This window comes from Pedobacter sp. (assembly GCF_037719805.1).
GTDB lineage: Bacteria > Bacteroidota > Bacteroidia > Sphingobacteriales > Sphingobacteriaceae > Pedobacter.
In genome coordinates, this window is record NZ_JBBJLZ010000008.1 from 1 (window position 1) to 9,752 (window position 9,752).

Consider the following 9,752-nt stretch of genomic DNA (forward strand, 5'->3'; position numbering starts at 1 on the left):
CGAGAAGATATAACGCGTTACTGTCAATTGTTGTATGTGTAGCCCCGGTATCTAAAATCATTTTTAATTCATACTTGTTATCGATCTCAACATGCACAAGTATGAGGCCGATTTCAGGTTCTCTTTTAAACTTAAAGGTCATTTTTAATTCGGTTAAAAATGCCTGTAATTTTTCTTGTAGGCCTGAAAGATCCTGTATAAATCAATGTTATCTTGTCAAAGTTTGAAGTCTTGTCTCGACCAATGTAGCAAACTTCTTTTTTGTCCTTACTGTGAAAAAGGGGAACTCCTTCTAAAACGTCAATTTTACTATCACTCATAATAGGGTTTCCAAGTAAAACCCATTCGTCCGGATAAAGGCGTTTTATGTCTGCTATATTTAATAATTGCCCCATTAATTTGTTTTTGTAATTGTCACCAAAGTTACAATTATTAGTCCACAGATTCAGCCTCCTGGTTTGTCTTTACGTGACCGCCAACGTTCTAGGGCTTTGCGTTGTGATGGGAATCAGGGCTCGTCTGCCCAACCATTGTACAAAAGCCAAATTGAAATACTGAACTTGAACCCTTGTTCGTCAGCCCACCATAAAAACGCAAAACCCATGTAAGCCGTTCGTGCTTCTTCGGGGTCTTGTCCAATGATGTCTAAGTTATAAATTTTTCTGTTTCCACCAAGGTTCGTCTTTGTTGTTTGTTTGTTGCGAACTTTGATTGTTTGCCTGTGTCGGTTGATTTGTCGATTGTAAATTTTGATTTGTCAAATATTTAGTGAAATATAACCCCGTCCCTGGGATTCCCATTGTTATATACTTTCTCCCATTAGCAGAAACTCCCACTATAAAACCTGTAAATCCCCAACTCATTTTGACACCGCCTTTTGAAAGTGTTGTCCTCATTGGACCTAAACGAAATATTTTCCTAAATGTCCAACTCATGATTTAAATGCGTTTGAAATCCATGCACCTAAAATGCCACCACCAATTGCACCAATAAACCATAATTTTCCATTTGATGCCGCACCTATAATTACTGCTCCAATGATTCCAAAAACGATAGGAACAAGTATCCGTTCGATGAACTCCATATTGGAAATACAAATTAAGCTAGGTAATTCTGCTGATTTTTATAATTTTTAGGCAACAGTTCTTTGAGTTTATTGATTGGGTGTGATGATATGCGCTTAAGAACATCTTCAAGCCATGCTGAAGGCTCGACACCTTGTTTGTTGCAAGTGGCCAAAAGCGAATAAATCAAGGCAGCTCTTTGAGCTCCTTTATGTGAGCCAGCAAATAAGTAATTTTTTCGTCCGAGCGCAATTGGCCGGATGGCGTTTTCTGCGGCGTTGTTATCTATATGCAGTTCTCCATGATGAGCATAGATCATCAGTTGACGCCAACGGCTCAGGGCATAATTGACTGCTTTGCCCATGGTAGTGGAAGGCAGCACAGCATCTGGCGTTTTTTCTTGCCTGGGCATGTGTGCTATTAGCCACACATTAAAGGCTGTTAGCAATGGCACTGCTTCCTTTTGCCTTAGGGTATAGCGTTCATCGTAATTTAACGATAGATCTTTTGCCTTTCTTTCGATGGCATATAGCTGTTGAATCTGGGTAAGGGCATAGGAAGCAAGCTGGGGGTGGTTGTCCAGTGCTTTTTCAAACATGCGCCGTGCGTGCGCCATACATTGAATTTGGGTAATGCCTTCCTTGTTGTCAAAGTTTTCATACACCCCATAGCCATCGGTTTGAAGGTGGCCCTTAAAATCTTTAAGCAAATGTTCGGGGCCTTCTCCTCCCCGGCTAGGCTGATAATCAAAAAGTGCCATTCCGGTTAACGGCGCATGGTAGAGCCAATGATACCCTCTGTGAGTACTACCTTTCTTATCCTTGTCTAAAACTTTGATAGGCGTTTCATCAACCTGAAGATATGGCTGGCTCAACACTTCCCTTTTGAGTAAGTCATAAAGAGGTTGCAATAAATCACAGCAGGCGGTGATCCAGTCATTAATAGTAACGGGTGATATAGTAACCCCCTGGCGTTCGAACATCTGAATCTGCCTGTAACAGGGAAGGTGATCGCAAAATTTGGAGATGAGAATATATGCCAGCAACCCAGGCCCTGCAATTGCTCTTTGGATCGGCCGAACGGGGAGTTCACCTACCAGGATCTTTGTTTTTTCTTCGGCAACAGGAAGGGCATACTTAGCACGTTTGAATTGATTTACAAAAAGCTTTCCTTTTTCATATTCTAATTCCTCTGTAACCTCATAGCCTATGCATACCAGCCCGGTGGTATCTTCAGTTGGCTCAATGAGGATCTCGACGCGTCTCAGGTGGGGTGGCAAAGGGTTTCTGCCATGATGTTTGCTTGCGGGCTTCTCTGTAACAGGCACATATACCGTCTTTTTCTCAACTTGAACTTCTACAATAGGTTCAGCAGTTGGTTCCAGGGTTAAACCCAGGGATAACTGTGTGGCAACAAGGGCCTCGGTGGATACAAAGCGCTCGCTTTTGGCGCCATGCACCAGCCGTATGAGCTCCTTTACCTGGAAGGTAAGTTCCCCGAGCCTCGCATTTAATGTTTCATTGCACTTTTCAGATTCAATGAGCATTGTGACAAGCTCCTCCCTGCTGATATTTTCGTATGCTGGTGCCAAGGATATAAAGATACAACTAATAGCGCATATACATGTACGTTATATTAATTATATTTAAAAATATTTTCATCTTATTTATAAGCCGGCTCTTCCATGATAAAGCGTTTGCGCCTCCTTACCGATCCCAGCCATATGCCCTCAAGGATAAGAAGCAACTGATGGCATTGTAGCTTTATAGAAGCACTCCCGGGATCAATTAAGGGAAGTTCATAGGTTCCCTTTTCCAGGCGTTTGTAGTAGATGGAAAAGCCATCTTTTTCCCAAAGCAGCAGCTTAACCTGGTTGCGGCGGCGGTTGAGAAAGACGAATATGTCGCCAGATAAAGGATCCTGATGCAGTTCCCCGCGTACAATGCCGCTTAAGGAATCAAAGCTCCTCCTCATGGTAGTATCTGCACTGTATAAATAATAACGGCGGCTATCAGATAATGCAAGCATGCTTTAATAAATTAATGACCGGATGAAAGAAGCCGCTACAGGTTGGTAGCATTTTACGCAAGCTCCACCAGGAAGTGATACTTCAATAACTGGTGTTGTACCTTGAAATGATCCAGGGTTTGAAGAGGGTAGTTGAATAGGAATAAACCGATTGTCCTTTTCTGGTTTTCTGCCAGGCGGGGTTTTGTATTTTTTTAACCAGTAGTATAATACTGATTTGCAAAGGTTATGTTCAACAGCGTACGCAACGCCCGTTTGGCCGCTACTCTTCCAGGCTTCTACATGGCGATACATATCATCCTGGCTATACTTTACTTTTTTCCCAATGGTTGATTGCATAAATTACTTTTAGGAAGCAAAGCTAGCAACACCAAAAGGAAAACCATCTATGGCCTCGGTCGTACGGATACTTTTAGTGATTGTAATAGTAGTGCCGCTAACGGTAAAGCATTGCCAAAGTGTGGGAAATTGAATTCTCTCTGCCCGGAACAAATGCTTATTGAAAAACTATTGTTGAAGACAACAAAATGCTACATAGATATTCGTCCGCCCATGACTAAAGCCAAATTAGAATTACAGATGTTCCTTGTTATTGCGTCCGCCCCATTTTGGCAATGCTGCTGTTAGCTGCGGTGCTCTTTTTTGGGTGGTAGTTTAACTCCTTTCAATTGTTCATTAGCCAATGCTAATTTTTCAGGGAAAAGCGTCTTGTCTCAATACTTGTTGAGTGAAGGGTCAATAGCCACGATTGGAACTTTGCTATTATTTTGTTCTTTAACTTTTTTCATTGGTGTAATTTACTAAAATTTTCTTTGCGCTAAAAATCCTTCATACTCCTTCCCAATCTCAAATTCGTAGAATTCTTTGTTAGTCCGTCCAAAAAGAAAGAAATCCTGCTGTATTTCCTCATAAAAACGAGTTATTCCCATTCGGTAAAGTCTTGTTCTTGCCGGTGTGCTGTCGGTTGCATATACTAAAGCTTCTGGATTTTTATCTAAGAAAATATAAAGCGCCGCTGTTACCGTTGCCAATACTTTGTCGGTGTCACCATTATTAGTGACAGCAAGGTCATCAATCTCTCCAGTTAGCGGATGTTTGTCTCCAAAAGCAAGGTTGTAAAGTCCTGGGGTATAAGTAGACTGAAAGTGAATAATTTTGCGAATTGCTCCGTTCGGTCCAACGCTGATAAACTCAAATACACTCAGCGTTTCATCGGATTTCAAATGATATTTGTCAATTTTCATGCTTTGTTAAAGTCGGCATGAAGATAATACTTTAAGTGTTGCTTATGAGTATTAGGGTGTCAAGGGGTGCATACCAAATTGTCGCAAAGGGTGTAAATTTATGGTAACCCAAATTAAATTCCATGACAAAGCAAGAATTTCTAACACTTTGCGAATCAAGGTATCCTGAGATAGTGAAACTTGATGAGATAAAAAATTTTTACGAGTTTGAAAAAATCATGCATGAATTGAGTCGAACTGTCCTGGAGAGTACCATTAGCCAGGTTCCCGCCGATAGACGTAAAAAAAAAACTCTTTCCAGGTTCGGGAAAATAGAGATAGCCAACGCTCATGGTTTTAGTGAGCCGTTGAACGGTTATCAAATAAGTCCTTATATGCAAGAGTTAATGACATACGCCGGGCAGTTGGAATGTTATGGTGGATGCAACGAAGTATTATCAAAGTTTCTTTGTGTGGAAGTAAGTGTAATGCAGGTTCATCGGGTTACCAATACGTACGCAAATTTATTAGAACAAGAAGTTGCCATAGAAGCGCCTTGCCAGGAAATTGAAGAATTAAAGCCAAATGAGTCAGTATATGCGATGACAGACGGATCGATGATATTAACGAGACAGGACGGTTGGAATGAAACCAAACTTGGCCGTATATTTAAAGAGAGCGACTGCATGGAAGTAGGTAGAGAACGAGGGTGGATAAGGCATTCAGTATATGAAGCCTATTTGGGTGATAGTAGAAAATTTACGCATCGGTTTGAACAGAAATTAGATGTTTACAGGCCTTTGAAAGAAAGATTGATTTTTATTACAGATGGAGCTGTATGGATAAAGAACTGGATAACAGACGCCTACCCTGGTGCAACACAAATACTGGATTGGTTTCATGCCATTGAACACCTTTGTGAATTTGCTAAAGAATTTTTTGGAGAACAAAATCAAAGATGCAGGTGGATAGAAAGCCAGAAAGAATTGCTATATAACAGTAAGATAGAACAAGTTATTGCCAATATTACCCAATTGCTTACAAAGAAAGCTACTGTAAAAAACGCCAAAAAGAATTTACTGCAATATTATCAAAGTAATAAAGAGCGGATGGACTATAAAAAATATCGAAGCATGGGTGCCGGTTTGATAGGCTCCGGTGCCATAGAATCAGCCCATAGAACAGTAATACAAAAAAGAATGAAACTATCAGGACAACGATGGACAAAGAAAAGAGCGCAAAATATGTTGACACTTCGATGCGTAAGATTGAGTGAAAATGGAATAAAGTAATAAAACTTATTTGCAATCAAGCAAAAGCAGCATAAACGACAATTTGATATGCACCCGTGTCAAATTGCATCGCAGCTAACGTACAGGGCTTTGTGCAGGCATGGGATTTGAAAAACGTCCGCCCGGAACCGCTGCTGATTGAAAAACAAAAGTACAAGATAACCTACAAAAGCCCAACAGAATTCCGTCCGCCCGAACTGAAGCTGATAGCGAACTACAGCCGAAGCTAACAACGTCCTACCATGCTTGTACAAAACCCCATGTTGTACTAAACCTTCCGGTAGTTAATAAGCCTCTTCAAGAATAAAGAGGCTTTGTTTTGCATAACCTAAAAAATAAACTATGCAAACAAAACAAACTACCGGTCTGCGCACTGCAGCCAGCGATTATGTAACTATTGTGTCACGGGCGAGTACTAAGGTAAGTGGCTTTGAACAACTTTACAAAGAGATGGAACGGTCTATCTGTGTGAGTGGTAAAAGCAGCAGTACACTTATTAATTATGGTCGGCAGCTGGCACATCTTGCCCTGCACTATAACTGCCTTCCAACATTGCTCGACAAGGACCAGGTGCTGGATTATCTTCATTTTGTAAAATCAAGAGGCACCCCTTCGGCTACATTTTTCAAGTTCACTGTTTATGGAATGCGTTATGCCTGCAAGATGCGGGGCCTCAGTTATCTTCAGTTCAGTCTTCCGGAGATAGATCGTCCGGACAAGTTGCCGGTTGTCCTTAGCCAGCAGGAAGTACGTGATCTGCTTAAAGCCTGTACACTGTTGAAACATAGTATACTACTGGCAACGGTGTATGGTTGTGGTCTTCGGTGTGCTGAAGTACGTCAGCTTGCCATTGCCGATGTGGATCTTTCAGCGCGGGATGGTGCATGTGAGAAATGGCAAAGGCGGTAAAGACCGTTATGTGCCATTAGGCACCATGCTTGTCCGCGGCATTAAAAAATATCTTGAAGCCGAACACCCTCATCGGTGGCTCTTTGAAGGAACCAACGGTGAGTGCCTTTCACAAAGAGGAACCCAATGGGCAGTAAGCCAGGCGGTAAAAAAGGCCGGAATTATTAAAGAAGTTTCCACACATACCTTGCGTCACAGTTATGCCACTCACTTACTGGAACAGGGTCTTGATATAGTTACCATCAAAGAACTGCTGGGTCATGCGGCGATTGAAACCACGATGATCTATTTGCATATTGCGAAACCTTCTGCAAAAACTGCTTTTAGCCCGCTGGATAATCTATACAAAAAGAGTTGATGCAGCCAGACTTTCAGGTCGCTGATGTGCTGGAAGCTCATTGGTCACAGGTTCAGCAATCGGAGATGTTTAACACCTGGCAGTTGCGTACACTAAATGCTGTGAGACGTTGCAGGACCGCCGCTCTGGGCAGCCATGTGGATGGCTGTACCAGTTGCGGTCACTTGCGCATCAGCTATAATAGTTGCCGCAACCGTCATTGTCCCAGGTGCCAGGGCACGGAACGTGAGAGATGGATACAGGCAAGACAGGCGGAGCTATTGCCTGTTCCTTATTTTCACGTGGTCTTCACCTTGCCGGATACATTAAATAGGTTATGCCTTTTTAAACCGGCGATTCTTTACGGGCTGTTGTTTAAAACAACATGGAGCGTGATAAACAGCTTCGGTCATGATCCAAAGTGGCTGGGAGCACAAACGGGTATGATCAGCATACTGCATACCTGGGGACAAACGATGACCCTTCATCCTCACCTGCATTGCATAGTACCAGGAGGCGGATTGACAAAACAAGAAAAATGGAAGCAGGCAAAAAGCAAAGGAAAATACTTGTTCAATGTCAAGGCGATGAGCACTGTTTTTCGTGGACGCTTTATAGCAGGTCTCAAAGAACAATTACCAAAAGAACTTAACCCGGAACTGCTTTCAAAGTTGTATAAACATAAGTGGGTGGTCTATGCCAAACGTCCATTTACAGGTCCCGGGAGCGTAGTGGAATACCTTGGCCGCTATACTCATAAGATCGCTATTAGCAATCACCGGATCATTAGTCATGAAACGGGCAGGGTAACATTTAGTTACAAGGATTACAAGCAGGGGAGTGTTAAAAAAGAAATGACCCTGGATGCCATCGAATTTATCCGTCGTTTTTCAATGCATATATTACCAAAAGGTTTTGTCAGAATAAGACATTACGGTATCGTAAGCAGCAGTTCAAAACACGTTAGCTCGGTAATGATAAAAGAGCAGGTGTCTGAAAAAGACATTGCATTGTCTGCTGTTATTAGTAAAATCGAACCTGTTGTTTATAATCCGAAGCAATGTCCGTGCTGCAAAAAGGAAACGATGGAAACCATCATGCGCTTTAACCTGCGCGGACCACCCGTTGACTGGAAAGAAATGGCAAAAAATTTATTGGAATGTATTGCAAACAGCAGTGCAACAGTTGAATAAAAGTTTACTGCATCATGCGGCAAGACATAACCATGCTATACCTAAAGAAAAACAAATATAAAGACCCTGTTTAAGCAAATAAATTTACTTGATGCTTTAATCAAAACAGATAGAATGAAAAAAACGTTCTATAAATACCAACTTCAATACCTGCAATCCCGCGCTCATCCAATGCTTTTATAAAAAGCAAAAACACAATCCCCATATCAAATCGTTTTCCTACCGTGCGGTTCCGTACAACATCGGCTTCATCGTTGGTGCTACGCACCCGACGAAGCCTTGTTTGTTAGCGGTAGTGCATTATTCGAATTGAGGGTTAGAATTTATTTTTACATTCAGTTCCCCAATCCAAATAAAATCCCAAATAAAATTTCTGGGTCACAACCTAAAAATGATTTGCTCCGAATTTCATAATACTTTTCGAGAGTTTTGGGGGGGTGTTACCACAAAATGAAGCTTATGTAAAAATGCGGAACGCTTATCAGCTTTTGTGTCTAATGGATAATATGTAACTAAAATATCGCAACCTTGTATTTGGTTTAAAAATTCGCTGTTATCAAAAATACTGGCAGCGAGTAAAAAATCATCTCAATGAACAATTGGAATTTTGACTTTTCTTTCGATTACAGGCCAGTCAGTAATCTACACATGCAAATATTTTATAAGTCTTGTTTTAGCTAAAAACGTAGCTGCGTCTCCATGGTCTTGTTCTCCAAGCATTACAATTTTTGAGTTACCAATTGAATTTCCAAAAGCTTCTAAATCTGAATAGTCCGTAGAGTCAGGCTCGATTGCTTTTATTTGGATAGTATTTTCCTGAACATATTTTTTTATGTTGTCTTGCCCATAAGCAAAGCTAGTCCAACAGAAAGCAATGAGTATAAAGAAACGCCATATTGCCAAACCGCCTGTTGGCAGCATGGGCTTTTCCACGTATTGCTGTAACTCTGTTACTTTTCGGGACTTGCAAAAGGCAACAGATTTAATTTTCTTTTTAAAATTCAAATTTGTAGTGAGCCACGAAACCCTCTGGCTGCATAGAAAGATTCGGCACCATTGTGATACACGAAGACCATATTATATCGTCTATCCAAAATATTGCTCCGCCGAGTTTCCGAATACCAACCGGTGTTTTCACCCAACTTGATGTTTTGGTATCAAAATTTCCTAATTGTTGTAATCCCCGATATTCTTCTTCTATTAAAATCTCAATACCCATGTGAGCAGCCATATTAATGGCACTGTCGTTTGGTTTGTGTTCTTTCCTTGACTCTTGTGCTTCACGGTCGTAGCAAACACTTCTGCGCTCTTTAGGGCTTTCCGTCGAACAATCATAAAAGAGGTAATCGTTCTTCTCTTTGTTATAACCAACAACATCCGGTTCACCGCCAGTTCTTTCCATTTCATTGAGCGACCACAGTTTTTGAAAGTTAGATTCCAGCTTTGCTTGTACTTTATACCATTCAAAGCCTGTATGTCGATTCATATTTTTCTCAAAGCGGGCTTTCAATGCGGTAAGTAATTCTTCACGTTGGTCTGATGATAATTCATTCTTTTTTCTCTGTGCCATAGTGTTATGTTGATTTGCTTACAAAGCCTTGCGATGGGTTATGTGTCATGTCAGGACGAGGCATCATTTAGCCTTGCCTACAACGTTAAGGCTTGGCAATGGGCTGGTATTCATTGCTTGTCAGCCCGGAACCAAA

The 9,752-nt window shown here is 41.3% G+C and carries 13 protein-coding genes and 1 pseudogene; 5 read left to right on the top strand and 9 right to left on the bottom strand.

What is annotated here, in order from left to right; all coding sequences use genetic code 11:
* Positions 1-131: 131 nt before the first annotated feature.
* The 7 genes from WKF66_RS21430 to WKF66_RS21460 all read right to left on the bottom strand — a co-directional run bounded on the left by WKF66_RS21430 (position 132) and on the right by WKF66_RS21460 (position 4,336).
* Positions 132-395, bottom strand: a complete 264-nt coding sequence (locus tag WKF66_RS21430; RefSeq protein ID WP_489676558.1) for a hypothetical protein — start codon at positions 393-395, stop codon at positions 132-134.
* Between the two features lie 255 nt (positions 396-650).
* Positions 651-935 (bottom strand): DUF4236 domain-containing protein, encoded by a 285-nt coding sequence (locus WKF66_RS21435; protein ID WP_489676559.1) that lies wholly within the window; start codon positions 933-935, stop codon positions 651-653.
* Positions 932-1,084, bottom strand: a complete 153-nt coding sequence (locus tag WKF66_RS21440) for a hypothetical protein (protein ID WP_489676560.1) — start codon at positions 1,082-1,084, stop codon at positions 932-934. Before WKF66_RS21440 ends, WKF66_RS21435 begins: the two co-directional genes overlap by 4 nt.
* 14 nt (positions 1,085-1,098) lie before the next feature.
* Positions 1,099-2,655, bottom strand: a complete 1,557-nt coding sequence (gene tnpC, locus WKF66_RS21445) for an IS66 family transposase (RefSeq protein WP_489676561.1) — start codon at positions 2,653-2,655, stop codon at positions 1,099-1,101.
* Positions 2,656-2,726: 71 nt separating this feature from the next.
* Positions 2,727-3,092, bottom strand: coding sequence for an IS66 family insertion sequence element accessory protein TnpB (gene tnpB, locus WKF66_RS21450; protein WP_489676562.1), 366 nt, complete (start codon positions 3,090-3,092; stop codon positions 2,727-2,729).
* Positions 3,093-3,095: 3 nt separating this feature from the next.
* Positions 3,096-3,431: an IS66 family insertion sequence element accessory protein TnpA gene (gene tnpA, locus WKF66_RS21455; RefSeq protein WP_489676564.1), complete on the bottom strand. Its 336-nt coding sequence runs from the start codon at positions 3,429-3,431 to the stop codon at positions 3,096-3,098.
* Positions 3,432-3,892: 461 nt separating this feature from the next.
* The gene (locus tag WKF66_RS21460) at positions 3,893-4,336 is read right to left on the bottom strand and encodes a DUF6934 family protein (protein WP_489676565.1); all 444 of its coding nucleotides are present in this window, start codon (positions 4,334-4,336) and stop codon (positions 3,893-3,895) included.
* A gap of 122 nt (positions 4,337-4,458) precedes the next feature.
* On the opposite strand from WKF66_RS21460, the gene WKF66_RS21465 reads away from it, so the two are divergent.
* The 5 genes from WKF66_RS21465 (at position 4,459) to WKF66_RS21485 (ending at position 8,046) form a co-directional block, all read left to right on the top strand.
* Positions 4,459-5,607, top strand: coding sequence for a hypothetical protein (locus tag WKF66_RS21465; RefSeq protein ID WP_489676566.1), 1,149 nt, complete (start codon positions 4,459-4,461; stop codon positions 5,605-5,607).
* Positions 5,608-5,663: 56 nt separating this feature from the next.
* On the top strand, positions 5,664-5,837 hold the full coding sequence (locus WKF66_RS21470; protein WP_489676567.1) for a hypothetical protein: 174 nt from the start codon (positions 5,664-5,666) through the stop codon (positions 5,835-5,837).
* Positions 5,838-5,949: 112 nt separating this feature from the next.
* Positions 5,950-6,516, top strand: a complete 567-nt coding sequence (locus WKF66_RS21475; RefSeq protein WP_489676568.1) for a hypothetical protein — start codon at positions 5,950-5,952, stop codon at positions 6,514-6,516.
* Complete coding sequence (locus WKF66_RS21480) at positions 6,464-6,874, top strand: tyrosine-type recombinase/integrase (protein ID WP_489676569.1); 411 nt, start codon at positions 6,464-6,466, stop codon at positions 6,872-6,874. Before WKF66_RS21475 ends, WKF66_RS21480 begins: the two co-directional genes overlap by 53 nt.
* Positions 6,874-8,046 carry an IS91 family transposase gene (locus WKF66_RS21485; protein ID WP_489676570.1) on the top strand — a complete coding sequence of 391 codons (1,173 nt, stop codon included), beginning with the start codon at positions 6,874-6,876 and terminating at the stop codon, positions 8,044-8,046. Before WKF66_RS21480 ends, WKF66_RS21485 begins: the two co-directional genes overlap by 1 nt.
* Positions 8,047-8,688: 642 nt before the next feature.
* Here the strand turns inward: WKF66_RS21485 and WKF66_RS21490 are convergent.
* Positions 8,689-9,051: a hypothetical protein gene (locus WKF66_RS21490; protein WP_489676571.1), complete on the bottom strand. Its 363-nt coding sequence runs from the start codon at positions 9,049-9,051 to the stop codon at positions 8,689-8,691.
* Positions 9,048-9,616, bottom strand: a pseudogene (locus tag WKF66_RS21495) (DUF4256 domain-containing protein). The gene WKF66_RS21490 and the pseudogene WKF66_RS21495 overlap by 4 nt, the downstream one beginning before the upstream one ends.
* Between the last annotated feature and the right edge of the window lie 136 nt (positions 9,617-9,752).

Coding starts and splice junctions, on each gene's coding strand:
- WKF66_RS21480 (WP_489676569.1), top strand. CDS start 6,464: ATGTGGATCTTTCAGCGCGGGATGGTGCATGTGAGAAATGGCAAAGGC.
- WKF66_RS21460 (WP_489676565.1), bottom strand. CDS start 4,336: ATGAAAATTGACAAATATCATTTGAAATCCGATGAAACGCTGAGTGTA.
- WKF66_RS21475 (WP_489676568.1), top strand. CDS start 5,950: ATGCAAACAAAACAAACTACCGGTCTGCGCACTGCAGCCAGCGATTAT.
- WKF66_RS21485 (WP_489676570.1), top strand. CDS start 6,874: ATGCAGCCAGACTTTCAGGTCGCTGATGTGCTGGAAGCTCATTGGTCA.
- WKF66_RS21435 (WP_489676559.1), bottom strand. CDS start 935: ATGAGTTGGACATTTAGGAAAATATTTCGTTTAGGTCCAATGAGGACA.
- WKF66_RS21440 (WP_489676560.1), bottom strand. CDS start 1,084: ATGGAGTTCATCGAACGGATACTTGTTCCTATCGTTTTTGGAATCATT.
- tnpA (WP_489676564.1), bottom strand. CDS start 3,431: ATGCAATCAACCATTGGGAAAAAAGTAAAGTATAGCCAGGATGATATG.
- tnpB (WP_489676562.1), bottom strand. CDS start 3,092: ATGCTTGCATTATCTGATAGCCGCCGTTATTATTTATACAGTGCAGAT.
- WKF66_RS21430 (WP_489676558.1), bottom strand. CDS start 395: ATGGGGCAATTATTAAATATAGCAGACATAAAACGCCTTTATCCGGAC.
- WKF66_RS21465 (WP_489676566.1), top strand. CDS start 4,459: ATGACAAAGCAAGAATTTCTAACACTTTGCGAATCAAGGTATCCTGAG.